Raw genomic sequence first — 26381 nt, 5'->3', positions numbered from 1 at the left:
TAACTAGCGCGAACGGGGTAAGAGCGTGAAGCCAACGCAGTCGTGGCGCGAAGTATCAAGGGCAATAAGGAACAAGACGATGATCGTAGAATTCGAATCCCGCATCCTGGCATTGATTGACGATATGGTTGATCACGCCAGTGACGACGAGTTGTTTGCCGGTGGCTATCTGCGTGGTCATCTGACCCTGGCGGTGGCTGAGGTTGAAATCACGGGTGAGCATACGCCAGAAGCGCTGCAGATTCATGTGACGAACAGTCTGCAAAAAGCGATTGCAGCGGGTGAACTGTCGCCTCGCGATCAGGCGCTGGTGATTGGCATGTGGGATAACTTGTTCCAGCAGGCACGTCAAACGGCCTGATAGCACGGGGCGATCGCTCGCCCCGTCAACTTAGCGTCCCGCTTTCTTTCCTTTCAGCAACTTCCTTACCCAGTAACGATTCGGATTCATTGCCGCCAGCGTGGTGATATCCAGCGGTTGTGGCTCGCCACTCATCTGTGCCGCCAACACTTCCGCTGCCAGCGGCGCGCTGCACAAGCCGCGCGAACCCAGCGCACCCAGCACAAATAAACCAGCATGAATCGGTGCATCGGCAATGCTTTCACCACTTGCACGCTGCTCCGGCAGATCGGCGTATTGCGTTAGCGTTGCGGTGTAATCGGGCGCGCTGCCACTCATCGGTAAGTGATCGCGCGTGGCGCAGCGCACACCGACTCGCGCCTCGTTATCACTGATATCCACTTGCTGCGGCCACTCTGCATCCGGCAGACAGTTCACCAGGCGCTGGCGGTTTTCCTGCTGGTCGTCAGCACGGAAATCGGTTGTAGTGTCGCCACGGTGGTAGCTGGCCCCGATGCAGTGAGTGTTGAAATTCCGGCTCACCGGCGTGAGATAGCCGTCGTAGCACAGCACGGTATTTAACGCGCCCAGCTCAGGATTGGTCGGTACATGACTGACCTGACCCGCCACCGCGTAAACGGGCAGATCTTTGCTCTGCTCAATCTCCAGCAGCGCATGGCCATTAGCGAGCACCACTTGCTGATGATTTACCGAGGGCTGTTCGCTGAAGTTGAGGGACCAGCCCTCAGTCGTCGTTTCCAGCGTGGTGACGCGATGTAGCCAGTGCAGGCGTAAACCCAGCGTTTGCGCGTGCTCCAACAGGTTGCTGGTCAGTTGCGACGGAGAGAGCCAGCCGCCTTGCGGATAGAAAATGCCACCGCAGCCAGTATCGACGCCCGCTAACTGCTGCGCGTCTTCCTTATTCACGCCGTACGCCACATCATGCGGCAATCCCATCTCCAGCATCTGAGCGATCTTATCGGCACTTTTGCTGTCCCAGCCGAGTTGCAGCACACCACTCCAGTGGTGTTCAAACATCACCGGTAGCTGATCATACAGGCGGCGGGCAAAGGTGAACGCCGCAGGGAAGAAGGTGGCGAGGGCAGGGTCGTGCTGATTGAGCAACGGATAAAGTGCGCCCTGACGATTGCCCGATGCGCCCAATGCAGGTGCTGCATCAGCGCAGTAAAGCGTGACCTTCCAGCCACGACGCAACAGCGCCAGTGCCAGTACGGCACTTGCCACGCCACCGCCAATCAGCGCCACTTCCTGAGTGCGAGCCGCAGGGCGGGCGTACCACGGTTGGCTGTGGGGCAGGGCAGATGCCTGCTCCATTACGCCCGTTAGCATTTCACGTTTGTGACCAAAACCTTTGCACTTAGTCACGCTAAAGCCCGCTTCCTGTAATCCCCGACGGACAAAACCTGCCGAGGTGAAGGTCGCCAGCGTCCCACCCGGCCGAGCCAGACGTGCCATAGCGGCAAACAGTCCCGGCGTCCACATCTCCGGATTTTTAGACGGCGCAAAACCATCTAAAAACCACGCATCGACTTGCGCGTTAAGACTGTCATCAAAGGTATTAATTAGCGCGTTAATATCACCGAGCCAGAGATCGAGCGTGACTTTACCGTTGTTGAACAGTAAACGCTGGCAACCCGGCAGCGCCTGTGGCCACTGTTGCTGTAATTGTTCGGCCCAGTGCGCCAGCTCAGGCCAGTGCGCATGTGCAGCAATCAGATCGGTTTGCGTCAGTGGGAATTTTTCGCAGCTAATAAAGTGCAGGCGCTTAAGTGTCGCCTCGGGATGTTCACTGCAGAAGCGATCGAACGCTTGCCACAGGGTAAGAAAGTTCAGACCAGTCCCAAAACCGCTTTCTGCGACAATAAAAATATCGCGTGAATGTTGAGCAAAACGGACAGGAATTTGGTTGCCATTGAGGAAGACATAGCGCGTCTCCTCCAACCCATTGTCGTTGGAGAAATAGACGTCGTCGAATGCTCGGGAAACAGGTGTACCCTGATCATTCCAGTTTAATTGCGCGTGTTCAACCGGGGCTAATTTCACGGGAAAGGCTCGTTTTTCAGGCAGTGGCGCGATTTTAACGACTGCCGTGACATGACGCAAATTTACAAAAGGAAATGGCTGATCGGACTTGTTCGGCTTACAACTGTAAGCTAGAGTGCACGTCAATCCAAAAGAAGTGGAATGAGGACTATTGAATGAAACGTGCAGTGATTACTGGCCTGGGTATCGTTTCCAGCATTGGTAATAACCAGCAAGAAGTGCTGGCTTCTCTGCGTGAAGGCCGTTCAGGTATCACCTTCTCTGAAGAGATGAGAGATATCGGTATGCGCAGCCACGTATGGGGCAACGTCAAACTGGATACCAACGGGCTCATCGATCGCAAAATCGTGCGTTTCATGAGTGATGCTTCAATCTACGCTTACCTGTCTATGGCAGAAGCGATTCAGGATTCCGGTCTGACTGACGAGCAATATCAGAACAACCCACGCGTGGGTCTGATTGCCGGTTCAGGCGGTGGCTCGCCACGTTATCAGGTATTCGGTGCCGATGCGATGCGTGGCCCGCGTGGCCTGAAAGCGGTCGGCCCTTATGTGGTGACCAAAGCCATGGGTTCAGGTGTGTCAGCGTGTCTGGCAACCCCGTTTAAAATCCACGGTGTGAACTACTCAATCAGCTCTGCGTGTGCGACTTCAGCGCACTGCATCGGTAATGCGGTTGAGCAGATTCAGTTGGGCAAACAGGACATCGTGTTTGCTGGCGGCGGCGAAGAGCTGAGCTGGGAAATGGCCTGTGAGTTCGATGCGATGGGCGCACTGTCCACCAAATACAACGAAACACCAGAGAAAGCTTCCCGTACGTACGATGCGAACCGTGATGGTTTCGTGATCGCAGGCGGCGGCGGTATGGTGGTGGTAGAAGAGCTGGAGCATGCTCTGGCACGTGGCGCGCACATCTATGCAGAAATCGTTGGCTACGGCGCGACTTCTGACGGTGCTGACATGGTTGCTCCATCAGGCGAAGGCGCAGTACGTTGCATGAAGATGGCGATGAACGGCGTTGATACCCCAATCGATTACCTCAACACCCACGGCACTTCTACGCCAGTCGGTGATGTGAAAGAACTGGGTGCGATTCGCGAAGTGTTTGGTGATAACTCGCCGTACATCTCTGCCACCAAAGCCATGACCGGTCACTCACTGGGTGCGGCGGGCGTGCAGGAAGCGATCTACACCTTACTGATGCTGGAGCACAGCTTTATCGCACCAAGCATCAACATTGATGAAATTGATGAAGCCGGTAAAGGCCTGAACATCGTGACGCAGCCAACTGAAAAAGCGCTGACCACCGTGATGTCCAACAGCTTCGGTTTCGGCGGCACCAACGCCACCCTGACCATGCGTAAGCTGCCAGCTTAATCTCGTGATCACCGTTTTCCAGGGGCCGGTCTATCCGGCCCCTGTTGTTTTTGACATTTCCCCTGCGGCTTGCCTACACTCTTCCCATCTTTCCTGAAATAAAATAATCGTTTGTGCACATTATGAACCAAACAACCCGTTTTCGTCTGAATGCCGGACGTGCGCGTATGTGGGTTTATTGCCTGTCGTGCACGCTCTGAACAAGGAGTTCATACCACCATGACCACGGCTGCAGATACGCAGACGCAATCTGTGCTGCCTTTGGGTTGCATATCCTTTGCGGTGTTTCTCACATACTTAACCGCAGGCCTGGCGCTGCCGGTGATTCCACTTTATGTGCATCAGGAATTGGGGATGAGCAACCTGATGGTGGGCGTCGCAGTGGGGATTCAATTCTTCGCCACGTTGCTGACGCGCAGCTTTGCCGGACGCCGAGCCGATCAGCACGGCGCGAAGCTCACCACGCAACACGGTATGATCGCTATCGCGCTGGTGGGCGTGGCGTATCTGGCGGCCGCGCTATTGCCGGTTTCACCCTGGGGCAAGTTTGGCTTGCTGGCGGTGGGGCGCTTACTGTTGGGATTCGGTGAAAGCCTGCTGCTCACCGGTAATCTCACCTGGGGCATGGGGCTGGTGGGAAGCAAACGTTCCGGACTGGTGATGTCGTGGAACGGCATGGCGATTTATGGATCGCTGGCGGCGGGCGCACCGCTGGGTTTGCTGATTAATCAACATGGCGGATTTGCGGCGCTCGGTGCCGTTGCGTTGCTGCTGCCATTGCTTTCGCTGGCGATCAATAGCTGGGTTAGCAAAGTGCCGGTGGTGGGTGGCGAACGTCCTTCACTGTTCAGCGTGGTGAAAACCATCTTCCAACCCGGCATGGCGCTGGCGTTGCAGGGAACCGGATTTGCGGTCATCGGGACGTTTACCTCGCTCTATTTTGCCGCAGAAAACTGGGGCAACGCCGGTTTTGCACTGACCGCATTTGGCTGTGCTTTTGTATTGGTGCGCGTGTTCTTTGGCGGTTTGCCAGATCGTCACGGTGGCGTGCGCGTAGCCATGGTCTCGCTGCTGGTGGAAACCGCCGGTTTGCTGGTGCTGGCCTGCGCAACTTCAGGCTGGATGGCGCTGGTGGGTGCCGCGCTAACCGGTTGCGGCTGCTCGTTGATTTTCCCGGCGCTCGGCGTCGAAGTAATCAAACGCGTCTCACCACAAATTCGTGGCACGGCGCTGGGCGGCTTCTCCGCTTTCCAGGATATCGCTTACGGTGCCAGTGGCCCACTGACCGGTTTACTCGCCACCGCGTTGGGCTATGGCTCGGTCTACCTGGCGGGCGCATGCTGCGCAGCGTTGGGCATTCTCGTCACCTGGACGTTTGCGCGTAGCGCGACAACAGCGTAACCAACTTATCGCAGGCGCTGACAATCTCACCCGGTGTCAGCGCAGCAAAGCCCAGCATCCATCCCGGTTGTGGCGGGCTTTCCGCATACAGCGGCGACAGAGGGGGCAACAGCAGGCCGATTTCCTGCGCTTGCTGCGTGAGTGGCCCTTCCTCTCCCTGATGCAATCCTACTGTTAACTGAAGCCCGCCAGACGCCGGCATCGGCGTCAGCCAGGGCTGCAGGCGCGTGTTGATCTGCTCCAGTAACCGATCGCGACGGCTGTGGTAAAGCTGGCGCATCAGCCGCAGGTGGCTGGCAAAGTGTCCCTGTTGCAGAAACTCGGCGGTAATCGCTTGTGGCAATAGTGCGCTATGCCCATCCAGAATGCTGCGCGCACTGCCGACAGCATCAACCAGCGCTGGCGGAACCACCATCCACGCCAGTCGCAGGGAGGGAAAGAGCGTTTTGGAAAAAGTGCCGAGGCAGATCACCCGGCTATCATTTTCCAATCCCTGTAAGGCGGGAATCGGACGATCGTCATAATGAAACTCACTGTCGTAATCGTCCTCAATCAACCAACTCTGCTGCTGGCGCGCCCAGTCGAGCCATTGCAGGCGGCGGGCAAGGCTCATCGCGGTGCCAGTGGGGTAATGATGTCCCGGCGTCAGATAAACCAGCCTGGCATGTCCTTTTAATGGCATCGCGCCTTCGCTATCCAGCGGCATCGCACGGCAGTGTGCACCCGCAGCGAGAAACGCATTGCGCGCGCCGGGATAGCCAGGCTCCTCAAGCCACACTTCATCATTGGCATCCAGCAACATCAATGCCATTAACTGCAAGGCCTGCTGTGAACTGGTGAGGATCACCACCTGTTCGGCAGCACAGCGCACACCGCGTGATAACGCCAGATAATCCGCTACCGCCTCACGTAGCGGCATAAAGCCCAGCGGATCGCCATAACCCATCACCTGGCTACCCAGCGAACGCTGCACGCTGTTGCTGATCCGGCGCCAATGCGTATGCGGGAAGGCACGTAATTCAGGCGAACCGGCGGCAAACGCATGTGGAAAAGGCGGATCCTGGCAGCCACCTGTCGCCAGGATCTGCTCGCCGCGTCGGGAGAAACGAGGTGTATTCTGTGCGGGTGTGGTCACTGCACGCGCAGGTATCGCAATCGATACAAAAGTGCCCTGGCCGCCTCGTCTCTCCAGATAGCCTTCGCTCTCTAACTGCGCATAAGCGGCTTCCACCGTTACCCGCGACAATGACAAATCTTCGGCTAACTGACGGCTGGAGGGTAAGCGTTGCTGATGGTGCAAATGGCCGCTGGTAATGGCCTGACGTAGCGTAATGCATAAGCGCTCGCGCAAACCGCCGGATGACGCATGATTAAACAGTGCTAAAAAAGAGTGGCGCATGGTGGTCTTATTACTGTGGCGAAAGTGGTATCAAATTGCAGACCACTTTGCCGTAAACTCAGGGAAAATTACATAAGGAGAATGCGATGTCATCAGTCTTACTTTTCCCACCCGTGGATCCTCAGGAAAGCGTGGCGTATCTGCAGCACAAACTGAGTTATTACACCGATGCCTGGGATTTGGCAGAGGATCTGACGCAAGGCATCAATGCGATTGTGGTGATCGATGCACGATCCACTGAGGTTTATCAGGCGGGGCACATTACCGGAGCGGTTTCGTTTCCGCATCGCACCATGAATGCCGAATCCACTGCACAGCTGGATCGCAGCAAGGTGTACATCACTTACTGCGATGGTATCGGCTGCAACGGCTCAACCAAAGCGGCATGGAAACTGGCCTCGCTGGGATTTCAGGTCAAAGAGTTGATCGGTGGACTGGACTTCTGGAAGCGCGATGGGCATCCGTTGACGTGGGGAACGTCGCCGGGCGAATGGCCACAAGCCACTGCCGGCGCACACTGCGGTTGCTAAATTACAGGAACAGCCACAGCAAAAAGAAGAACAGCGCCAGGCCCAGGATTAACGTCAGCGCCGGGCGCTGGGCCAGTGGACGCGGCAATATCTCGATCCACGGCGACCAGATCGGCTGCGGGCGCAGATCGCTGGCGGCGTGCGGCTGCTCCAGCGTTTTCTCGACGCGACGGCTGAACAGCAAATTGAGGAGATCTTGCGTTTGCGCGGGCGTCAGTATCGTTTGCGGCGTGGCCTGGAAACGCTGCTGGCTGTAATCCTCCAGCAGTCGCTGTTCATCATGTGTCAGCGGCTGTTTAAGCGAGGTTTCCAGCATCTGTAAGGTGGGCGCACTGTGTTGGCCCAGCGTCTGGCGCACCTGCAGATATTGCGTCAGTAACGGGAAGTGACGTGACGGGATAGGATCGCCACTCTTCAGATTGACCAATTCCAGCGCTTCGGTCAGCAGCTTGACCGGTGATTCACCCGTAGTGGCGGCAAGGCGCGTGACCTGTTGATTCAGCGATTGCTGTTCAGCGGGCAACAGGGTGCGATCGGACACACGCGTCTGCTGCGGTTGTGGGATCGCCATCTGCCCATTTTGCAGCATGGTCAGCACCTGACGCAGTTGATCTTGCGACAGTGCACTTAACACCGTTTGGTTAAACTGCTGACGGATAAATTCACTCACCGCCTGACGATTATTGCCCTGCGGCAACTTCTCCAGCAACTGTTGCAACAGCTGGCGCGTCGCAAGGCTGTTTTGCACCTGTGTCAGACGCCCATTCAAATGCTGTTCGGCCGCCGGAAAATGGCGCGATTGCAGCTCAGCATCATTCTTTACGCCCACTTCATGGCGTACGCCAGCCCATAGTTCTGGGGCTTTTAATGTACTGAGTGACATGATGCGCACAATCAGACGTTCCAGCGTGGTGCGCTGGGCAGGGGAGAGCGGCTGTTCGCCCGCCGGTCCGCCAGGACGAGTAGGGCCAGTCGCATTAGTGAGCGTTGAACGATCGCCCGCAGGCACACCGGGACCGCTGAGAGGTTGCATGGCGGAATCCTTGAAAAACGAAGTCAGATCCGGGTGCGCCGGAAAAAAGAGGCCATATGATAGCAAAAGCCCCCGGGAAATCCACGGGGGCATTGTGGGGAAATCGCGTCAGGACGGGATTTATTCTGCTTCAGCCAGTTTAAGACGCTTACGACGCCAGCGTTTCCACAGTGGCGGCACGATCAGGACGGCCACCGCCAGCACCAGTAATACTTTGCAGATCAGGCTTTCCCACAGAATTGGCAGACTGCCATTACTGATTGATAGCGCACGGCGCAGGTTCTGCTCCAGCATCTCTCCCAGCACGAAGCCCAATATCAGCGGCGACATCGGGAAATCCATTTTACGCAGGATATAGCCAAAGATACCCAATCCAACCATCAGCAGCAGGTCAAAAGTGGTACTGTGCACGGCGTAAACGCCTACCGCAGAGATCGCGGCAATGGCTGGCACCAGGAACCACAGCGGGATGGTTAGCATGCGGGCGAAGATGTTGATCATCGGGATATTCATGATTAGCAGCATCACGTTACCAATCAGCAGCGCCGCAATCAGACCCCAGACGATATCCGGCTGTTCGGTAAACATCGCCGGACCGGGTGTGATGTTGTACAGCGTCAGTGCACCCACCATCACCGCTGTAGTGCCGGAACCGGGAATACCCAGCGTCAACATAGGAATAAAAGAGCCGCAAGCCGAGGCGTTGTTGGCCGCTTCAGGCGCCGCTACGCCGCGAATATCGCCTTTACCAAACTGATCGCTGCCGCTGATTTTCTTCTCGCTCATATAAGCGATGGCACTGGCGATGGTCGCGCCTGCGCCTGGCAGTACACCGACAAAGAAGCCGATAAAGGAGGAACGCAAGGTGGCACCTGTTGCCTGCGCCGCTTCTTTCATATTGAACATCATACGGCCACTGGCGCGAACCACTTTCTGACCGCTGCTGGTGGATTCCAGCATCAGCAGTATTTCACTGACAGAGAACAATCCAATGACGACGACCACAAACTGGATGCCATCCGAGAGGTGAACGCTATCGAAGGTGAAGCGATACACACCGGTGTTGGCATCCACGCCTACGGTGGCCATGCCCAAACCAATCAGCGCGGCTAAAAACGACTTCAACGGATTATGGCTCATCATGCTGCCCAGACAGGCAATGGCGAACACCATCAGCGCGAAATACTCTGCCGGGCCAAAGGCCAGTGACCAGTTTGCCAGGATCGGGGCGAAGAGAATAATGCCGAGAATGGCGATAGTGGATCCAATAAACGAACTCACTGCCGAAATTGATAATGCGACACCAGCTTTCCCCTGTTGCGCCATCGGATAACCATCCAGCGCGGTCATTATCGCTCCGGCATCGCCCGGCACGTTGAGGAGAATAGATGAGATACGCCCGCCGTACTCGCAGCCAATATAAACCGTGGCGAGCAGGATCAGCGCGGATTCAGCAGGTAAGTGCAGGGCAAACGCCAGCGGCATCAGGATCGCGACACCGTTAATGGGCCCGAGTCCGGGCAGCAAGCCGACAATGGTACCAATAAAGCAGCCAATGAGGGCGATCATGAGGTTTTCCGGCGTCATTGCAACGGCAAAACCTTGCATCAGAAAAGACCAGGTATCCATTTGAGACTCCTGTTAATTGAACCAGCTGCCGACAGGCAAGGTGACATCGAGCAGGCGGTCAAAGGCATAAAACAGCGCTATGCCCATTACCACCCCGGACACCGCAGCCGCCCACCAGCGCGCGCCAAACAACAGCCCGATGCCAAAGGTCAGTAACGTGGTGCACGCTGCAAAGCCCAACCGTTCAAACAGCCAGCCATACACCATCAGCATCACGCACATCAGCAGGAGCTTTTTCAGTGTGGCGGCGGAAGGCCACTGCACCAGATCGGGCTTGCGCAGTAACATCATCACGGCGCAAATCGCCATTAATCCCAGCAGCAGCATCGGGAAAGGGCGTGGGCCGACCGGTTCATAGCTGTATTCACTCTGGATTTGCCAGGCAATAAACAACCCGGCAATGCACAGCAGCAGCCAGATACCGGCGAAGATACGATCGCTCATCATCGACTCCGTTATTTGGCTAGGCCAAAGGATTTGGCTTTTTCGCGATAATCAGCCACCTGTTTTTTCACGTAGGCATCCAACTCGCTGCCGAACATGTTGAACTCAAACAGTCCACGCATATCTCGCTGTTGTTGGAACTCCTTGGTGGTCACCAGCTTTTTGAAGGCGTCTTCCCACCACTGATATTCCGCGTCAGTCACTTTCGGGCCGAGGTAATAACCGCGAATAATCGGCCACTCCACGTTGTAGCCTTGCTCTTTGGCAGTCGGCACACTCGCCAGTTCACCCGGTAAGCGTTTGTCAGACATCACCGCCAGCACGCGCAATTTGCCCGCCTGCAGATGTGGCACCATCTCGCTCATGTCCCCGGAGACCACCTGAATGTGGTTGCCGAGCAGAGCGGTTACCGGCTCGCCACCGCCCTCAAAGGCGACATAGCGCATCTTACGTGGGTCAATGCCCGCCTCGCGTGCCAGCAGGGCGGTTTTCATCCAGTCCTGACTACCGATCGAAGCACCTGCACCCACCACCACTTTGGTCGGATCGCTCTTCATGGCTTCCATCAATTCCCCAAGGGTTTTCCACGGAGCATCATTACGCACTGCGACGATGCCGTAATCGGTACCGACGGCGGCCAACCACTTCACATCAGTTTCTGAATAGCGGCCAAACTTGCCCTGAGAGAGATTGAGCAGCGAACCGCCGGAGAAGGCCACCAGCGTGCCTGCTTCGGCGGGGCGTTGAGCAATGATGGCGTTGTAAGCCACGGCACCGACACCGCCTGGCATATAGGTCACGCGCATCGGTTTACTGATTTCGCCGGTTTCCTGCATTGAAACCTGAATCAGCTTACAGGTCAGGTCAAAACCACCGCCTGGTTTGGCAGGGGCAATACATTCTGTCCGGTCTGGCGCTTCCGCCAGCGCAGAGGATATCGACAAAGCCACCAGGGTTGAGGCGAGGGCGAGGGGTAAGATTTTTTTCATTATTCGCTCCATTCATGCTTCCAGAGTGTGACAACTGCCGAACATTCGGCGTTGCTGAATTGTTAATGGTGTAACCTTTCATTTACCTTTCAGTGCTCGGGAAAAGTATCAGGATGTGATATGCGTCTCTTACTGGTGGAAGATACGGTTGAGTTGGCCAGCTGGCTGCAAAAAGCCTTAACACAGAAAGGCTTTGCGGTGGATTGGGTCGCGGATGGCCTGGCGGCAGACCATGTGTTGCAGAGCGAAGACTATGCGGTGGTGGTGCTGGATGTGTCACTGCCGCGGCTGGATGGCCTGGCGGTGCTGGCGCGTTTGCGCAAGCGTGGGCAAACCACGCCGGTATTGTTGCTCACGGCCAAAAGTGCACTGGAACAGCGCGTGCAGGGGCTCAATGCAGGCGCGGACGACTATCTTACCAAACCCTTTGAACTGGATGAGTTGGAAGCACGGTTGCGTGCGCTATTACGCCGCAGCCAGGGTCAAACCGCGCAATCACAAGCCGTGGGGCAATTGGAACGCGACGGCGAAGGTTATTTTTTGCTAAATCATAAACCGTTGATGCTCACCCCGCGTGAGGCCAGTGTGCTCTCGACCTTGATGCAACGTCCAGGGCGTCCGGTATCGCGCCAGCATCTTTATGAACAGACCTTTACCTTAACCGATGAAGCCAGCCTGGAAAGCATTGAACTGTATGTGCATCGGGTGCGAAAAAAACTGCAGGGCAGCGATGTCGCCATCGTGACGCTACGTGGGTTGGGATACAGTCTGGAGTGCCAGCCGTGCGCCTGAGCCATTCGCTGCGTGGGGAATTGTTGCTGTGGCTGGGCGCTCCGTTAATGTTGCTGTGGGGGCTGTCGGTTTATACCCATTACCAAAGTGCGCTGCAGGCGGCGAATCAGGCCTACGATCGTTCACTTCTCGCCTCTGCACGCACGGTGGCAGAAAGGCTGGTGGTGCGAAAAAACCAACTGGAAGTGGATGTTCCCTGGGTGGTGCTCGACAGCTTCGAGCGCAACATGAACGATCAGCTGTTTTATCAGGTCATTTCGCCGGAGGGCAAAACCCTCTCTGGTTATCCCGATTTGCCCCCTTTGCCGCGCAATGCGCCGCTTTCGGAAGCCTATCCCGCGTTGGTACACTTTTACGATGGCAGCTATCGTAAGCAACCCATTCGTATTGCGGCGTTATGGCAACCTGTGAACGAGCAGGGCGTAGAGGGGATGGCATTGGTTCTGGTGGCCGAAACCCTGAATTCACGTCATGGGTTTGCGGAAGGGTTACTGCGTACTGCTTTGATTAGCCAAAGTTTTTTGGTGTTGATTACCCTGTTGCTGGCCAGCCTGTTATTACGCAAAGTGTTGCGGCCGCTGCGTCGGCTATCGCGGATTATGTTACGCCGTGCGCCAGGAGAATTGACACCCTTGCCGTCGTTATTGCCCTGGTCGGAATTACAGCCGTTAATTATTGCCTTTAATCGACATCTGGAACGACTGCGCGGTTTACTGGCCCGCCAGGAGCGCTTTAGCGCCGATGTTTCACACCAACTGCGCACGCCGCTCACCATTTTAAAAACCCAGGTTGGCGTTGCGCTCAACAGTGATGATCCTGCACAGTGGCGCGAAAGTTTGCTGGGCATGCGTCATACGCTTAACGATACGGTGCAACTCACCGATCGGTTATTGCAGCTGGCGCAAATCAAAGCCCGCCATGGTGAAGACAAGCCCTTTGCCCGGGTCAATCTGAATGAAATTGTGGAACAGGCTTGCTTCAGCAGCTATGCCGCGTCACGCCATAAGCAGATCGATCTGGGGTTTGAAGGCGACATGCCCTGTATCGTGCAAGGCGATGGCTTATTGCTGGCCGAACTCTGTGCCAACCTGCTGGATAATGCGATTAAATACACGCCAGAAGGGGGAATCGTCACGGCACGATTGCGTGAGAAGCAGCTGGAAATTGAGGACAGCGGGCCGGGGATTAGCGTGGCACAGCAGCATCAGGCTCTGCAACCATTTGGTCGTCTGGATAATGCCAGCCAGCCTGGAGCTGGCATCGGGCTGGCGCTGGTCAAAGATATCTGTGCCTGGCACGGAGCACAGTTGCTGCTCGATCGCAGCCCGCAACTGGGCGGACTGCGCATCACAATCAGCTTTCGCTAAGTTGCACGGTGCGCTCACGCGGTTTACGCAGCGGTGTTTTCAACCGTTGCGCCAGAATCACACCCACCAACGTCATCCCGCCACCAATCCAGTGATAGGCATGCAGTTGTTCGTGCAGAAACATCACGGCAATAATCGCGGTAAAGGCGGGCACGAAATTCATAAAAATACTGGTGGTGCTGGCACCGAGGCGTTGCACGCCGAGGATCCAAAGGAACGGCGCAATAATCGAAGCAAACAGCCCGGCAAATAGCACCAGCGGAATGTTATGCACATTCAGCGTAACGTCCGGTGCGCGCAAGAATCCGGGTAGTAACAGCAACACGCCAAAGAAAATCTGCACATACAGGCTCTGCCAGGTGGGCAGGGGAATAGCCCAGCGTTTAGTTAGCACACCGTAAAGCGCATAAGAGGTGGAAGCCGCTAACATCATCAATTCGCCGTTGCCAAGACGCTGATTCAGCAACTGTGTCGGATTCCCTTCACTCACCAGCCACACCAGACCCGCAAAGGACAGCAGACCTCCGATCAAAATGCCGCGTGTCGGCGCGAGACGCAAAACAAACAGGCTGAGCAAAATGGTCAACAGCGGAATCGTGGCACCCAATATGCCCATCATCACCGCCGACACGCTGTGGGCAGCATAGTAGGCAAGGCTTTGATACAGCACCATGCCCAACAGGCCGAGGACCAATAGTCGCCACAAATTGGCCTTTACGGCATGGCGATGACGCCACACGCCGGGCAGGCTGAAGGGAGCCAGCACGATGAGTGCCAGCAGCCAGCGGTAGAAAGAGATGGCAGCAGGATCGATGCTCCCGGCAGAGAGTTTGCTGACGATGGTGTTGATCGACCAGATCATCACCGCAATCAGCGGAAACAGTAAATTCATCGTACGACTCCTGAGTATAATCGCGAATAGTTTACATTTGACCGGTTTAAACCAGATAGTTAAAATCGGACAACATTCGTTAGTGACCGGACAGAATGAATTTACAGATTGAATATCAGCCGCCGATTGATGCACCACTGCTGCGCTTCTTTATGCGCTACGAGCAGGCTAACGCGAAAACCGAATATTTACCGCATCATCACAGCTGGGGTCAGGTGATTTTCGTCACCAGCCACGTGCTGGAGATGGAAGTGGAAGGGGAGCGGTTATTAACGCCAGCTGATATGCCGATTTGGATCCCGCCGGAACAGCGCCACAGCAGCTATAACCATTGCCATGCCCAGTTCCGTACCTTCAATCTTGCGGCCGAACTCTCCAAGGGCATGCCGGAGAATGCCTGCTTACTGCACGTCGATGCGATCGTGCACGCCATCATGAATGACTTTGCACAGCGCGAGTTAGAGCAACCTCAGACAGAAGCGGACTGGCGGTTGTGTGAGGTTTTGATTGATCGTCTGCGCCAGTCACCGGTGCACACCAGCTATTTACCCTTGTCTGACGACAAATTCCTCGCGCCAATTTTGCGCGCGCTGGAAGAAAATCCCGGTGACAACACCACGCTGGCACAATGGGCGAAGCGCGTGTTTACCACTGAGCGTACGCTGGCGCGACGTTGCCAGCAGCAGTTGAAAATGACCTTTAGCGAGTGGCGTCAGCGTTTACGTTTTTTGCGTGCGATTACGCTACTGGAGCAGGGTTGCAGCGTGCAGGGCATCGCGCACGAACTGGGTTATAGCTCATCGTCGGCGCTGATTGTGATGTTCCAGCAGCAGGCCGGCACTACGCCGGATCGCTATCGCAGTCGGTTAGGTTAATCCCCGGCTTTATGTAAGAATACGCGCCTTAAACGCCTCAGCAGACAGGACCGCCGCAGTGAAAATTCTCGTCGATGAAAACATGCCTTACGCTCGTGAACTCTTCAGTCGCACGGGTGAAGTATTGGCCGTTCCGGGACGTCCGTTACCAGAAGCAGAATTACAGGATGCCAGCGGTTTGATGGTGCGTTCGGTGACTAAAGTGAACGCGGCATTACTGGCTGGCACACCGGTGAAGTTTGTCGGCACCGCGACGGCAGGCACTGACCATGTTGATGATGCTTCTCTGGCGGCGGCAGGTATTGCCTTCTCGGCGGCACCAGGCTGTAACGCCATTGCAGTGGTGGAGTATGTGTTCTCCTCATTGCTGTTGCTGGCCGAGCGCGATGGTTTTGAACTGCGCGATCGCACCGTGGGTATTGTCGGCGTCGGTAATGTCGGTGGTCGTCTGCAAAAGCGGCTTGAAGCCTGGGGCGTGAAAACGCTTCTGTGCGATCCGCCGCGTGCGGATCGCGGCGATCAGGAAACATTTCACTCTATGGATGAGCTGGTGGCACAGGCCGATATTCTGACCTTCCACACACCACTGTTTAAAGACGGCCCTTACAAGAGCTGGCATCTGGCCGACATGGCACTGCTGATGGCACTCAAACCGAACACCATCCTGATCAATGCCTGCCGTGGCCCGGTGGTGGATAACGCCGCGCTGTTGGAAGTTTTGAAAATGCGCGACGATTTGAGCGTGGTGCTGGATGTGTGGGAGCCTGAGCCGGATCTGAACCTCGATCTGCTGGATAAAGTGGATATCGCCACTGCACACATTGCGGGCTATACGCTGGAAGGTAAAGCGCGCGGCACCACACAAGTATTTGAAGCCTGGTGCGAGTTTATCGGCCAGCCGCAACAGGTCGCGCTCGACAGCCTGCTGCCTGCACCGGAATTTGGCACCATCACGCTGCACGGCAAGCTCGATCAGCCAACGCTGAAACGACTGGTGCACCTGGTGTATGATGTGCGCCGCGACGATGCGCCGCTGCGAAAAGTGGCTGCTAAACCGGGCGAGTTTGATCGCCTGCGCAAGCAGTATGAAGAGCGTCGTGAATGGTCGTCACTACAGGTGAAATGTGATGATGCAGACGCGGCCGCGATGCTGGAAAAGCTCGGTTTCCGCGCCAGTTTGTAAAGTTAAATCAATCCCCTGCGTTTTCGCGCGGGAAAAGTCTTAAATGTCAGGCGGTGTAATCACCGCCTTCTGTTTTTATGTCATTGTCTGGAGTAAACCAACATGTCTGACGGCTGGAATATTGCGTTATTGGGCGCAACAGGCGCAGTAGGGAACGCTGTACTGGAACTGCTGGCGGAACGCCAGTTCCCGGTTGGTGAATTGTATCTGCTGGCGAGCGAAAACAGCGCCGGTGAAAACATACGTTTTGAAGGGCGCACCCTGTATGTGAAGGATGCGGCCGAATTTGACTGGACACAGGCGCAGCTGGCGTTTTTCACCGCCGGTCGTGAAGCCTCCGCGCGTTACGCGGATGAAGCCGCGAGCCAGGGGTGCCTGGTCATCGACAGCAGCGATCTGTTCGCGTTGGAACCGGATGTGCCGCTGGTGGTGCCAGATGTCAATCCACAGGTGCTGGCCGATTACCGTAATCGCAATATAGTGACGGTGGCCGATGCGCTGGTGAGCCAGTTGCTCAACGCTATCAAACCGCTGGTGGATATGGCCGGATTGAGCCGTTTGCAGGTGACCAACCTGATCTCCGTTTCAAGCCACGGTAAAGCGGCAGTGGACGGTTTAGCGGGTGAGAGCGCGAAGTTGCTCAACGGTGTGCCGGCGGATGAGCACTATTTTGGTCGCCAGCTGGCGTTTAACCTGCTGCCACAGTTAGCTGACAACCAGGGCAGCGTGGAGAGCGAGCGCCGTATGGTGGATCAGGTGCGTAAAGTACTGCAGGACGACGGTTTGCCGATTGCGGTCAGCAGCGTGCAGGCGCCGGTGTTTTACGGCAACACGCAGATCGTGCATGTTGAGAATTTACGTCCGCTGTCAGCGGAAGAAGCGCGTGATGAACTGGATCGTGCCGAGGATATCAATCTCAGTGCAGACGGTGAATACCCGACGCCGGTGAGTGATGCGTCAGGCAGTGATGCACTGAGCATTGGCAACGTGCGAAATGATTACGGTGTACCTGAGTTGCTGCAATTCTGGTCCGTGGCTGACAACGTTCGCTTCGGCGGCGCACTGATGGCGGTAAAAACTGCTGAGAAATTGGTGCAGGAGTACTTCTATTAATGTTGTCTGAAGAAACGACATTTAAGCTGGCGTTAGGCATTGAGTACGACGGCAGCCGATATTACGGCTGGCAGCGACAAAACGAAGTGCGCAGCGTGCAGGAAAAACTGGAGAAGGCGCTGTCGAAAGTGGCGAATCATCCGGTGGTGGTGTTCTGCGCCGGACGCACGGATGCCGGTGTGCACGGTACCGGCCAGGTGGTGCATTTCGAAACCACCTCGCAGCGTGCCGACAGCGCCTGGACGTTGGGTGTGAACGCCAATTTACCTGACGACATTGCGGTGCGTTGGGTGAAAGCGGTGCCGGATGAATTTCATGCCCGCTTTAGCGCCACGGCGCGTCGTTATCGCTATGTGATTTTCAATCAGCGGCTGCGACCGGCGATTCTTGGCAATGGCATCACTCATTTTTACCATCCACTGGATGTCGAGAAAATGCAGCGTGCCGGGCAGTGTTTAATTGGCGAGAACGACTTTACCTCGTTCCGTGCGGTGCAGTGCCAGTCACGCACGCCATGGCGTAACGTGATGCACTTTAACGTCACGCGTTACGGCTCTTATGTGATTGTCGATATCAAAGCCAATGCGTTCGTGCACCACATGGTGCGCAATATTGTCGGTAGCCTGATGGAAATTGGCTGTGGCAATCAGCCCGAAAGCTGGATGGCGGATTTGCTGGCGGCAAAAGATCGTACTCTGGCGGCAGCGACCGCTAAAGCCGAGGGTTTGTATTTGGTGGCGGTGGATTATCCATCCCACTTTGCGTTACCTCAGCCTGCGTTGGGACCGTTGTTCCTCGCAGATTAATTTAAATGAGTAAGGATGTTTGGGAGCCGGAGCATTATGGAATTCATCCACTTTTTGATCGACTTTATCCTCCATATTGATGTGCATTTAGCCGAACTGGTGGCGCAGTACGGTGTGTGGATTTACGCCATTCTGTTCCTGATCCTGTTCTGCGAAACTGGCCTGGTTGTGACGCCGTTCCTGCCAGGGGATTCGTTACTGTTTGTTGCTGGCGCGCTGGCGGCACTGCCGGGTAACGATCTCAACGTGCATTTAATGGTCACGCTACTGGTGATTGCTGCCATCCTCGGTGATGCGGTGAACTACACTATTGGTCGGTTGTTCGGTGAGAAGCTGTTCAGCAACCCAAACTCGAAAATTTTCCGTCGCAGCTATCTGGATAAGACCCACGCGTTCTACGAACGCCACGGTGGCAAAACCATTATACTTGCGCGCTTTGTACCAATCGTGCGAACCTTTGCCCCCTTTGTGGCGGGGATGGGACACATGTCTTATCGCCACTTTGCGCTCTTCAACGTCTCGGGCGCGCTGCTGTGGGTGCTGCTGTTCTCGTATGCTGGTTACCTGTTTGGTGACTTGCCGGTGGTGCAGGAGAACCTGAAACTGCTGATTGTGGGCATCATTGTGGTCTCAATTTTGCCAGGCGTGATTGAAGTGTGGCGCCATCGCCGTCAGGCACGTCAGCAGAAACCACAGTAAGCCCGTAACCAGATTTTTATCCACAGCGTGAACGGGTTGTGGTTTAATGAGCGACATTTACGGCCTGCTGAAGGTGATTTCAGCAGTAACAAGAAGACTGGACCAGGTCAGCATTAAACAGAAAGGTCATCAATGAGCTGGATTGAACGCATACTGAATAAAAGCACCACCACGCCAACGCGCAAAGCCAGTATCCCTGAAGGGGTCTGGACTAAATGCGATAGCTGTGGTCAGGTGCTGTACCGCGCCGAACTGGAGCGTAACCTTGAGGTCTGCCCGAAGTGCGACCACCACATGCGCATGCACGCCCGTGAGCGTTTGCATACCATGCTGGATGAAGGTTCTCTGGTTGAATTAGGCAGCGAGCTGGAACCAAAGGATCTGCTGAAGTTCCGCGATTCCAAGAAGTACAAAGATCGTCTGGTTGCCGCGCAGAAAGACACCGGTGAGAAAGATGCACTGATCGCCATGAAAGGTACGCTGCATGGTATGCCGGTGGTCGCTGTGGCCTTTGAGTTCTCCTTTATGGGCGGCTCAATGGGTTCTGTGGTTGGCGCGCGCTTCGTGCGTGGCGTTGAGCAGGCACTGGAAGATAACTGCCCGCTGATCTGCTTCTCTGCGAGTGGCGGTGCCCGTATGCAGGAAGCGTTACAGTCGCTGATGCAGATGGCTAAAACCAGCGCAGCGCTGGCGAAAATGCAGGAGCGCGGCTTGCCGTACATCTCCGTGCTGACCGACCCAACCATGGGCGGTGTTTCTGCCAGCTTCGCGATGCTGGGCGATTTGAACGTCGCTGAACCGAAAGCGCTGATCGGCTTTGCCGGCCCACGCGTTATCGAACAGACTGTGCGTGAAAAACTGCCACCGGGCTTCCAGCGCAGTGAGTTCTTGATCGAAAAAGGCGCGATCGACATGATCATCCGTCGTCCGGAAATGCGCTTTAAGCTGGCAAGCCTGCTGGCGAAAATGATGAACCTGCCAGCGCCGCTGCAGGATGGTGATCAGCCTTCTACGGCTGTGCCAGAGAGCAACGAGGCCTGACAGGCAACGAAAAGCGGTGGTTAAACGCTTTTCACCAATGAACCGTAAACACCCAGTCATTCGAGTTGCAGCAAGGCGGCAAACGAATGAAGCCTCCGGCAGCTTACCCAGTAAGGGATCGGGGGGTGATTGAGTGCAGCCCACGCCGCTGCGGCTTGAATGACGATGTGTAAGATGAGTAAACGGGACACATGGACACTCTGCAGCTTCCTCAAGCCACGTCGCCTTTGGCCACGTGGCTTCATTATCTTGAACACCTGCATTCTCAGGCCATTGAATTGGGTCTGGATCGTATTCAACGCGTCGCCGCACGCCTTGACCTGCTAAAACCCGCTCCGTTTATCTTCACCGTTGCCGGCACCAATGGCAAAGGCACCACCTGCCGTACGCTGGAAACGCTGTTGATGGCCGCAGGCTATCGCGTGGGCGTGTACAGCTCGCCGCATCTGGTGCGCTACACCGAGCGCGTGCGCGTGCAAGGCGCGGAGTTGGATGAAGCGCTGCACAGCGCCAGTTTCGCCAGCATTGACGCCGGGCGTGGTGACATCTCTCTGACTTATTTTGAATTCGGTACGATCTCCGCACTCAATTTGTTCCGCGAGGCCAATCTTGATGTGGTGATCCTCGAAGTCGGCCTGGGCGGACGTCTTGATGCCACCAATATTGTGGATGCGGACGTGGCGGTGATCACCAGCATTGCACTGGATCATACCGACTGGCTGGGACCGGATCGCGAAAGCATTGGTCGGGAAAAAGCCGGCGTGTTCCGCGGTGGCAAACCGGCGGTCGTCGGTGAAGCCGATATGCCGCACACTATCGCCGAAGTGGCGGCGGAGAAGGGCGCGCAACTGCTGCAAATCAACCGCGACTGGCAGTGGCAGAAGCAGGAAAACAGCTGGACGTGGCAGGATGCACACGGTGAACTGCGCGACCTGCCATTGCCGCAGGTGCCGTTGCCCAATGCGGCGACCGCGCTGACCGCGCTGCGTGCATCAGGACTCAACGTCAGCGAAGCGGTGATCCGCGAACACCTGCCTCTGGCGATTCTGCCAGGACGTTTCCAGACGGTGAGTGAAAGCCCGCGAGTCATTCTCGATGTGGCGCACAATCCCCATGCGGCTAATTATCTGGCTTCACGTCTGGCGGAGTTGCCGAAAAGCGGTAAAGTGCATGCTGTAGTGGGCATGCTGCATGATAAAGATATCGCCGGCACGCTGGCCGCACTGGCGCCGCAGGTCGATAACTGGTACTGCGCCCCCCTTGAAGGGCCGCGTGGTGCCCGTGCTGATGAGCTGATCGCCCACCTCGAAGGTGGCAACGCGTATGATAACGTCGATGCAGCATGGCAGGCCGCGCGTGAGCAGGCCGCGCCCGAGGATGTGATTCTGGTGTGTGGTTCTTTCCACACCGTCGCACAGGTTATGGAATCGATGTCAGCGGAGAATGGCAGTGGCAAGTAAGTTTCAAAATCGCTTAGTCGGTACCGTCATTTTGGTGGCGATTGGCGTCATCGTGCTGCCGGGGCTGCTCGACGGCAAGAAAAAGCATTATAAAGAAGAGTTCGCGGCGATTCCGCTGGTACCAAAGCCGGACGATCAGCAGGATAGCGAAATGGTGCCGCCGGTCACGCAACCGCTCCCGGCGCAGCCGCCGGAAGGGGCGGGTACGGCACAAACCCCGGATCACGCGAAAGTCAGCGGCTCGGCCAGCAATGGCAACGCGCAACCGGCGCAAAACAGTGAGCCTACGCTGGTAACGCCGCCGCCGGTGCATCAGCAGGCGAAGCCGGTTGAGCAGCCTAAGCCAAAAGTGGTCGAGCAGCCAAAACCTAAGCCTGTTGAACAGCCGAAGCCAAAACCGGTCGAACAACCGAAACCAAAAGTGGTCGAACAGCCGAAACCGGTTGAGCAGCCAAAAGCGGTCGAAACACCGAAACAGAGTGAACCGGAAGCGGCTCCTGCGGGGCAGGCGTTTGTCGTTCAGCTGGGTGCGCTGAAGAACGCGGCCAAGGTCAGTGAGATCGTGGCGCAACTGCGTCTGTCGGGCTATCGTGCATTTACCGTACCTTCCACGCCAGTGCAGGGACAAATTACGCGCATTTACGTCGGTCCGGATGCCTCCAAAGCGAAGCTGCAGAGTTCGCTGAGTGAGTTGCAAAGCATCTCCGGGCTGGGGGGCGTGGTGAAACCGTACGGCACGCGATAATGCAGTGATAAGCCGCGCCTATAGCAGTAAAAGGCGCGGTTTAGCACAAGCGGTTAAGTGCGGGTTTGGTTAAAAAATAGATTTATATCAGCAGGTTAAATTGCTGGATTCACTCAGGGCGAGGAAAGTTTTTTTCATCGCCCTTTTTATGGATACAGAACCGGAAAACCCTACGCAAACGTTTTCTTTTTCTGTTAGAATGCGCCCCGAACTGGATGCAGGGGTGCTTAGCACTGGGTTGGAAGCGTTCATGATCTGGATTGATTACGTCATTATTGCGGTAGTTGGTTTTTCGGCTCTGGTCAGCCTGATTCGTGGGTTTGTCCGGGAAGCCTTATCTCTCGTTACCTGGGGATGCGCGTTTTTTGTCGCCAGTCATTACTACACCTACCTTGCAGTCTGGTTTACAGGTTTTGACGACGAACTGGTTCGCAACGGCATCGCGATAGCGGTGTTATTCGTTGCCACCCTGATTGTGGGTGCCATCGTGAACTATGTGATCGGCTCGCTGGTTGAAAAAACCGGCTTGTCGGGAACCGACAGGGTGTTGGGGGTCTGTTTCGGGGCGTTGCGTGGCGTGCTGATTGTTTCCGCTATGCTCTTCTTCCTCGATACATTCACCGGCTTTTCCAAAAGCCCGGACTGGCAACAGTCGCAACTCATTCCCCAGTTCAGTTACATCATCAGGTGGTTTTTCGATTACCTGAAAAGCACGTCCAGTTTTATACCCCGGTAACGCCACCGGGAGTGCGGCCAATGAGGAAATGACAACATGTGCGGTATTGTTGGTATCACCGGTTTTATGCCAGTAAACCAGTCGATCTATGACGCGTTAACGGTGCTGCAGCACCGCGGGCAAGATGCCGCCGGCATTTGTACCATCGATGCGCTTAATTGCTTCCGTCTGCGTAAAGCGAATGGCCTGGTGAGCGATGTCTTCGAAGCACGCCACATGCAGCGTTTGCAGGGTAATATCGGGATTGGCCATGTTCGCTATCCAACGGCGGGCAGCTCCAGTGCTTCCGAAGCGCAGCCTTTCTACGTTAACTCCCCGTACGGCATTACGCTGGCGCACAACGGCAACCTGACGAATGCGCACGAACTGCGTAAGCATCTGTTCGAAGTGGGCCGCCGTCACGTTAACACCACCTCTGATTCTGAAATCCTGCTGAACATCTTTGCGCAGGAACTTGATCGTTTCCAACATGATCCGCTGGAAGCTGACAACATTTTTGCTGCGGTGGCGGCAGTGCACCAACAGGTGCGCGGTGCTTACGCAGTGGTTTCGATGATTATTGGTCATGGTTTGGTGGCCTTCCGCGATCCGAACGGTATTCGCCCATTAGTGCTGGGTAAACGCGTGATTGCTGATGGACGCACCGAATACATGGTGGCTTCCGAAAGCGTGGCGCTGGATACGCTGGGCTTTGAGTTCATTCGCGATGTTGCACCAGGCGAAGCGGTGTACATCACCGAGCAGGGGCAGCTGTCAACTCGCCAGTGCGCTGAGAATCCGAAAACCAATCCGTGCCTGTTCGAATACGTTTACTTTGCGCGTCCTGACTCCTTCCTCGATAAGGTGTCGGTCTACAGCGCTCGCGTGCGCATGGGCACCAAACTCGGCGAAAAAATCGCACGTGAGTGGGAAGACCTGGAAATCGACGTGGTGATTCCAATTCCGGAAACCTCAACCGATTCCGCACTGGAAATCGCCCGCATTCTCGACAAGCCATATCGCCAGGGCTTCGTGAAAAACCGCTATGTTGGCCGCACCTTTATCATGCCTGGCCAGCATATGCGCCGCAGCGCGATTCGTCGCAAGCTTAACGCTAACCGCGCTGAGTTCCGCGGTAAGAACGTGCTGCTGGTGGACGATTCGATTGTACGTGGCACCACTTCTGAGCAGATCATCGAGATGGCACGTGAAGCAGGCGCGAAGCGTGTGTATCTGGCGTCAGCGGCGCCGGAAATTCGGTTCCCGAACGTGTACGGCATTGATATGCCGAGTGCCACCGAGCTGATCGCGCACGGTCGTGAAGTGGAAGAGATTCGCCAGCTGATCAAAGCCGATGCGCTGATTTTCCAGGACCTTGACGATCTGATCGAAGCTGTGCGTGAAGAGAACCCGGATATCGCACAGTTTGAGTGCTCGGTGTTCAACGGCATTTACGTCACCAAAGATGTCGATCAGCAATACCTTGAGTATTTGCAGTCGCTGCGTAATGACGATGCGAAAGCGATTCAGCGTCAAAACGAAGTGGAAGGTCTGGAGCTGCATAACGAAGGCTAACGGCCTCGGAATGCAAATCGATAACAGGGCGGGGGCAACCTCGCCCTGTTTGTTTTTGTATTTTTGTTCAGTGAGCGGCTATCATTGCCGCAATCTGAACGAGTAAGGCTTAATAATGAAACGATTGATCATTGGAATTTCCGGTGCCAGTGGCGCGATCTACGGTGTGCGACTGTTGCAGGTGCTGCAACCGCTGGCCGATGTGGAAACCCATTTGGTGATCAGTCCTGCTGCACGTCAGACGTTGTCGCTGGAAACCGATTACAGCCTGCGTGATGTGCAGGCGCTGGCTGATGTGGTTCACGATGTGCGTGATATTGCTGCCAGCATCTCTTCCGGATCGTTCAAAACTCAGGGCATGGCGATTTTGCCGTGTTCTATGAAAACCCTGTCTGGCATCGTGCACAGCTACAGCGACAGTTTGCTGACGCGCGCCGCCGATGTGGTGCTGAAAGAGCAGCGTAAGCTGGTACTGTGCGTACGCGAGACGCCGCTGCATCTTGGGCATTTGCGCATGATGACCACCGCCGCTGAGCTGGGTGCCGTGATTATGCCGCCCGTGCCGGCCTTCTATCATCGCCCACAAACCATTGAGGATTTGGTCGATCAAACCGTCAATCGTGTTATCGATCAATTCGACATTGAGCTACCTGAAGACCTGTTTACCCGTTGGCATGGAGCATAATGGTGCAATCTTGCACTAACTGTGTGCAATTTCGCGTGCCCGATCACTCTTCGTGCATCTTGTGCACCAAAAGTTAACAATGTCGCTTTTTCTTCCTCACTCCGCTGTTATATTTCCCTCACAAACTAAGTGCTTGCGCCCCTGAAAGGCGCGGTATTTAGTGCGCCTGAGCACGCTTTCGCCGTTTTGCATAACTGGCATGAAACCTGCACATCATTCAGCGCAAACACACATCACGACCATATAACAATAAGCACTTCACTTGAGGGTTACCTATGAAAAAGCGAGTTCTGGCTCTTTCCCTGATGCTGGCCATGTCCAGCGCTGCGAGCGTGTTCGCTGCGGTACCAAAAACGCTGCGCATTGGGACAGATCCGACATACCCGCCGTTTGAGTCCAAGAACGCGCAAGGCCAGTTAGTGGGCTTTGACATCGATCTGGCGAACGAAATTTGTAAGCGTATCGAGACCAAATGTACTTATGTGGAAAGTGATTTTGATGCGCTGATCCCGTCGCTGAAAGCGAAGAAGATCGACGCCATCATCTCTTCTCTCTCCATCACCGAAAAACGTCAGGAAGAGATCGCCTTCTCTGAAAAACTCTACGCCGCCAACGCGCGTTTAGTGGCGAAAAAAGGCTCAACGCTGCAACCGACCATTGAATCGCTGAAAGGTAAAAACATCGGTCTGCTGCAGGGCACTACTCAGGAAACCTACGCGAACGATAACTGGCGTCCAAAAGGTGTCACCGTGACGCCGTACGCCAACCAGGATCTGGTGTATCAGGATCTGGATGCGGGTCGTATCGATGCGGCTTTCCAGGATGAAGTGCAGGCGAGCGAAGGCTTCCTAAAACAACCGGTTGGCAAAAACTATGCGTTTGCCGGTCCAGCAGTTAAAGACGACAAAATCTTTGGTGTCGGTACCGGTATGGGCTTGCGCAAAGACGATGCCGATCTGAAAGCGGCCATCGACAAAGCGTTCAGCGAAATGCGTAAAGATGGCACCTACGACAAGATTGCTAAGAAGTACTTTGATTTCAACGTGTACGGCGATTAATTGTCCTGTTTTCTGACCTTGATGATTGATTTGCAGCAGGGTTGGTCATAACTATTCACTCCGGGCGCTTACTTATGTAAACTCCCGGGGTTCATACGCTTGCCGCCATCTACCCTGTGATTCAAATCCTGGTCAGGACTGTCCGTTAGTTGGGCAGCGTTTGTTATTTT

At 55.5% G+C, this 26381-nt stretch carries 25 protein-coding genes; 18 read left to right on the top strand and 7 right to left on the bottom strand.

What is annotated here, in order from left to right; all coding sequences use genetic code 11:
- Positions 1 to 79: 79 nt before the first annotated feature.
- Positions 80 to 361 carry a YfcL family protein gene (locus tag LBW88_RS08330; protein WP_224930929.1) on the top strand — a complete coding sequence of 94 codons (282 nt, stop codon included), beginning with the start codon at positions 80 to 82 and terminating at the stop codon, positions 359 to 361.
- Between the two features lie 30 nt (positions 362 to 391).
- Here LBW88_RS08330 and mnmC read toward each other — a convergent pair whose 3' ends face one another.
- Positions 392 to 2404: a bifunctional tRNA (5-methylaminomethyl-2-thiouridine)(34)-methyltransferase MnmD/FAD-dependent 5-carboxymethylaminomethyl-2-thiouridine(34) oxidoreductase MnmC gene (gene mnmC, locus LBW88_RS08325; protein ID WP_224930932.1), complete on the bottom strand. Its 2013-nt coding sequence runs from the start codon at positions 2402 to 2404 to the stop codon at positions 392 to 394.
- A 155-nt stretch (positions 2405 to 2559) separates the two neighbouring features.
- Between mnmC and fabB the strand changes: the two genes are divergently transcribed.
- Together fabB and LBW88_RS08315 are read left to right on the top strand one after the other, a co-directional pair.
- Entirely contained in the window at positions 2560 to 3780 is a 1221-nt protein-coding gene (gene fabB, locus LBW88_RS08320; RefSeq protein WP_224930935.1) for a beta-ketoacyl-ACP synthase I, read from the top strand.
- 219 nt (positions 3781 to 3999) lie between these two features.
- Positions 4000 to 5181: an MFS transporter gene (locus LBW88_RS08315; protein WP_224930939.1), complete on the top strand. Its 1182-nt coding sequence runs from the start codon at positions 4000 to 4002 to the stop codon at positions 5179 to 5181.
- Here LBW88_RS08315 and LBW88_RS08310 read toward each other — a convergent pair.
- Positions 5144 to 6580, bottom strand: coding sequence for a PLP-dependent aminotransferase family protein (locus LBW88_RS08310; protein WP_224930941.1), 1437 nt, complete (start codon positions 6578 to 6580; stop codon positions 5144 to 5146). The two genes, LBW88_RS08315 and LBW88_RS08310, sit on opposite strands and share 38 nt — an antisense overlap.
- A gap of 86 nt (positions 6581 to 6666) precedes the next feature.
- On the opposite strand from LBW88_RS08310, the gene LBW88_RS08305 reads away from it, so the two are divergent.
- Positions 6667 to 7110, top strand: coding sequence for a rhodanese-like domain-containing protein (locus tag LBW88_RS08305; protein WP_224930945.1), 444 nt, complete (start codon positions 6667 to 6669; stop codon positions 7108 to 7110).
- Between the two features lies 1 nt (position 7111).
- Here LBW88_RS08305 and flk read toward each other — a convergent pair whose 3' ends face one another.
- From flk to LBW88_RS08285, 4 genes are all read right to left on the bottom strand, one after another.
- Positions 7112 to 8143, bottom strand: a complete 1032-nt coding sequence (gene flk, locus LBW88_RS08300; protein WP_224930947.1) for a flagella biosynthesis regulator Flk — start codon at positions 8141 to 8143, stop codon at positions 7112 to 7114.
- A gap of 120 nt (positions 8144 to 8263) precedes the next feature.
- Complete coding sequence (locus LBW88_RS08295) at positions 8264 to 9772, bottom strand: tripartite tricarboxylate transporter permease (RefSeq protein WP_224930949.1); 1509 nt, start codon at positions 9770 to 9772, stop codon at positions 8264 to 8266.
- Positions 9773 to 9784: 12 nt separating this feature from the next.
- A complete protein-coding gene (locus tag LBW88_RS08290) occupies positions 9785 to 10216 on the bottom strand; it encodes a tripartite tricarboxylate transporter TctB family protein (RefSeq protein ID WP_224930952.1) in 432 nt (143 codons plus the stop codon).
- Between the two features lie 11 nt (positions 10217 to 10227).
- Complete coding sequence (locus LBW88_RS08285; protein WP_224930955.1) at positions 10228 to 11205, bottom strand: Bug family tripartite tricarboxylate transporter substrate binding protein; 978 nt, start codon at positions 11203 to 11205, stop codon at positions 10228 to 10230.
- 120 nt (positions 11206 to 11325) lie between these two features.
- Here LBW88_RS08285 and tctD point away from each other — a divergent pair, with 120 nt between their 5' ends.
- Together tctD and LBW88_RS08275 are read left to right on the top strand one after the other, a co-directional pair.
- The gene (gene tctD, locus LBW88_RS08280) at positions 11326 to 11997 is read left to right on the top strand and encodes a transcriptional regulator TctD (RefSeq protein ID WP_224930958.1); all 672 of its coding nucleotides are present in this window, start codon (positions 11326 to 11328) and stop codon (positions 11995 to 11997) included.
- Positions 11988 to 13364: a sensor histidine kinase gene (locus LBW88_RS08275; protein WP_224930961.1), complete on the top strand. Its 1377-nt coding sequence runs from the start codon at positions 11988 to 11990 to the stop codon at positions 13362 to 13364. The genes tctD and LBW88_RS08275 overlap by 10 nt, the downstream gene beginning before the upstream one ends.
- Here LBW88_RS08275 and LBW88_RS08270 read toward each other — a convergent pair.
- Positions 13351 to 14256, bottom strand: a complete 906-nt coding sequence (locus LBW88_RS08270; RefSeq protein ID WP_224930964.1) for a DMT family transporter — start codon at positions 14254 to 14256, stop codon at positions 13351 to 13353. The genes LBW88_RS08275 and LBW88_RS08270 overlap by 14 nt on opposite strands.
- Positions 14257 to 14351: 95 nt before the next feature.
- Here LBW88_RS08270 and LBW88_RS08265 point away from each other — a divergent pair, with 95 nt between their 5' ends.
- The 12 genes from LBW88_RS08265 (at position 14352) to argT (ending at position 26211) form a co-directional block, all read left to right on the top strand.
- Positions 14352 to 15131 (top strand): AraC family transcriptional regulator, encoded by a 780-nt coding sequence (locus LBW88_RS08265; protein WP_224930967.1) that lies wholly within the window; start codon positions 14352 to 14354, stop codon positions 15129 to 15131.
- Between the two features lie 58 nt (positions 15132 to 15189).
- Positions 15190 to 16314 carry a 4-phosphoerythronate dehydrogenase PdxB gene (gene pdxB / locus LBW88_RS08260; RefSeq protein WP_224930969.1) on the top strand — a complete coding sequence of 375 codons (1125 nt, stop codon included), beginning with the start codon at positions 15190 to 15192 and terminating at the stop codon, positions 16312 to 16314.
- 102 nt (positions 16315 to 16416) lie between these two features.
- Positions 16417 to 17427, top strand: a complete 1011-nt coding sequence (locus LBW88_RS08255; protein ID WP_224930972.1) for an aspartate-semialdehyde dehydrogenase — start codon at positions 16417 to 16419, stop codon at positions 17425 to 17427.
- Positions 17427 to 18233 (top strand): tRNA pseudouridine(38-40) synthase TruA, encoded by an 807-nt coding sequence (truA, locus tag LBW88_RS08250; protein ID WP_414004075.1) that lies wholly within the window; start codon positions 17427 to 17429, stop codon positions 18231 to 18233. Before LBW88_RS08255 ends, truA begins: the two co-directional genes overlap by 1 nt.
- A 36-nt stretch (positions 18234 to 18269) precedes the next feature.
- Positions 18270 to 18932, top strand: a complete 663-nt coding sequence (locus tag LBW88_RS08245) for a DedA family protein (RefSeq protein ID WP_224930975.1) — start codon at positions 18270 to 18272, stop codon at positions 18930 to 18932.
- A 132-nt stretch (positions 18933 to 19064) separates the two neighbouring features.
- Positions 19065 to 19973 (top strand): acetyl-CoA carboxylase, carboxyltransferase subunit beta, encoded by a 909-nt coding sequence (accD, locus tag LBW88_RS08240; RefSeq protein ID WP_034825118.1) that lies wholly within the window; start codon positions 19065 to 19067, stop codon positions 19971 to 19973.
- A 191-nt stretch (positions 19974 to 20164) separates the two neighbouring features.
- On the top strand, positions 20165 to 21433 hold the full coding sequence (folC, locus tag LBW88_RS08235) for a bifunctional tetrahydrofolate synthase/dihydrofolate synthase (RefSeq protein WP_224930978.1): 1269 nt from the start codon (positions 20165 to 20167) through the stop codon (positions 21431 to 21433).
- On the top strand, positions 21423 to 22178 hold the full coding sequence (gene dedD / locus LBW88_RS08230; protein WP_224930981.1) for a cell division protein DedD: 756 nt from the start codon (positions 21423 to 21425) through the stop codon (positions 22176 to 22178). Before folC ends, dedD begins: the two co-directional genes overlap by 11 nt.
- Before the next feature lie 250 nt (positions 22179 to 22428).
- The gene (gene cvpA, locus LBW88_RS08225; RefSeq protein WP_034825265.1) at positions 22429 to 22914 is read left to right on the top strand and encodes a colicin V production protein; all 486 of its coding nucleotides are present in this window, start codon (positions 22429 to 22431) and stop codon (positions 22912 to 22914) included.
- 36 nt (positions 22915 to 22950) lie between these two features.
- Positions 22951 to 24468, top strand: coding sequence for an amidophosphoribosyltransferase (purF, locus tag LBW88_RS08220; protein WP_224930984.1), 1518 nt, complete (start codon positions 22951 to 22953; stop codon positions 24466 to 24468).
- Positions 24469 to 24583: 115 nt separating this feature from the next.
- On the top strand, positions 24584 to 25153 hold the full coding sequence (locus tag LBW88_RS08215; RefSeq protein WP_200569157.1) for a UbiX family flavin prenyltransferase: 570 nt from the start codon (positions 24584 to 24586) through the stop codon (positions 25151 to 25153).
- A 275-nt stretch (positions 25154 to 25428) separates the two neighbouring features.
- A complete protein-coding gene (argT, locus tag LBW88_RS08210; RefSeq protein ID WP_224930987.1) occupies positions 25429 to 26211 on the top strand; it encodes a lysine/arginine/ornithine ABC transporter substrate-binding protein ArgT in 783 nt (260 codons plus the stop codon).
- The last annotated feature ends 170 nt before the right edge of the window (positions 26212 to 26381 follow it).

It is taken from the genome of Pantoea sp. alder81, assembly GCF_020179835.1.
Classification (GTDB): domain Bacteria; phylum Pseudomonadota; class Gammaproteobacteria; order Enterobacterales; family Enterobacteriaceae; genus Pantoea.
The sequence above is the reverse complement of the archived record's forward strand: the minus strand, read 5'-3'. Positions and strand labels throughout refer to the sequence as shown.

What these genes read in the sequence shown, in the direction of transcription:
- flk (WP_224930947.1), bottom strand. Translation starts at nt 8,143, where the DNA reads ATGCAACCTCTCAGCGGTCCCGGTGTGCCTGCGGGCGATCGTTCAACG.
- fabB (WP_224930935.1), top strand. Translation starts at nt 2,560, where the DNA reads ATGAAACGTGCAGTGATTACTGGCCTGGGTATCGTTTCCAGCATTGGT.
- LBW88_RS08310 (WP_224930941.1), bottom strand. Translation starts at nt 6,580, where the DNA reads ATGCGCCACTCTTTTTTAGCACTGTTTAATCATGCGTCATCCGGCGGT.
- truA (WP_414004075.1), top strand. Translation starts at nt 17,427, where the DNA reads ATGTTGTCTGAAGAAACGACATTTAAGCTGGCGTTAGGCATTGAGTAC.
- LBW88_RS08265 (WP_224930967.1), top strand. Translation starts at nt 14,352, where the DNA reads ATGAATTTACAGATTGAATATCAGCCGCCGATTGATGCACCACTGCTG.
- LBW88_RS08270 (WP_224930964.1), bottom strand. Translation starts at nt 14,256, where the DNA reads ATGAATTTACTGTTTCCGCTGATTGCGGTGATGATCTGGTCGATCAAC.
- argT (WP_224930987.1), top strand. Translation starts at nt 25,429, where the DNA reads ATGAAAAAGCGAGTTCTGGCTCTTTCCCTGATGCTGGCCATGTCCAGC.
- LBW88_RS08330 (WP_224930929.1), top strand. Translation starts at nt 80, where the DNA reads ATGATCGTAGAATTCGAATCCCGCATCCTGGCATTGATTGACGATATG.
- LBW88_RS08215 (WP_200569157.1), top strand. Translation starts at nt 24,584, where the DNA reads ATGAAACGATTGATCATTGGAATTTCCGGTGCCAGTGGCGCGATCTAC.
- folC (WP_224930978.1), top strand. Translation starts at nt 20,165, where the DNA reads ATGGACACTCTGCAGCTTCCTCAAGCCACGTCGCCTTTGGCCACGTGG.
- tctD (WP_224930958.1), top strand. Translation starts at nt 11,326, where the DNA reads ATGCGTCTCTTACTGGTGGAAGATACGGTTGAGTTGGCCAGCTGGCTG.
- accD (WP_034825118.1), top strand. Translation starts at nt 19,065, where the DNA reads ATGAGCTGGATTGAACGCATACTGAATAAAAGCACCACCACGCCAACG.
- LBW88_RS08305 (WP_224930945.1), top strand. Translation starts at nt 6,667, where the DNA reads ATGTCATCAGTCTTACTTTTCCCACCCGTGGATCCTCAGGAAAGCGTG.
- LBW88_RS08245 (WP_224930975.1), top strand. Translation starts at nt 18,270, where the DNA reads ATGGAATTCATCCACTTTTTGATCGACTTTATCCTCCATATTGATGTG.
- LBW88_RS08290 (WP_224930952.1), bottom strand. Translation starts at nt 10,216, where the DNA reads ATGAGCGATCGTATCTTCGCCGGTATCTGGCTGCTGCTGTGCATTGCC.
- LBW88_RS08255 (WP_224930972.1), top strand. Translation starts at nt 16,417, where the DNA reads ATGTCTGACGGCTGGAATATTGCGTTATTGGGCGCAACAGGCGCAGTA.
- LBW88_RS08295 (WP_224930949.1), bottom strand. Translation starts at nt 9,772, where the DNA reads ATGGATACCTGGTCTTTTCTGATGCAAGGTTTTGCCGTTGCAATGACG.
- cvpA (WP_034825265.1), top strand. Translation starts at nt 22,429, where the DNA reads ATGATCTGGATTGATTACGTCATTATTGCGGTAGTTGGTTTTTCGGCT.
- purF (WP_224930984.1), top strand. Translation starts at nt 22,951, where the DNA reads ATGTGCGGTATTGTTGGTATCACCGGTTTTATGCCAGTAAACCAGTCG.
- LBW88_RS08285 (WP_224930955.1), bottom strand. Translation starts at nt 11,205, where the DNA reads ATGAAAAAAATCTTACCCCTCGCCCTCGCCTCAACCCTGGTGGCTTTG.
- LBW88_RS08315 (WP_224930939.1), top strand. Translation starts at nt 4,000, where the DNA reads ATGACCACGGCTGCAGATACGCAGACGCAATCTGTGCTGCCTTTGGGT.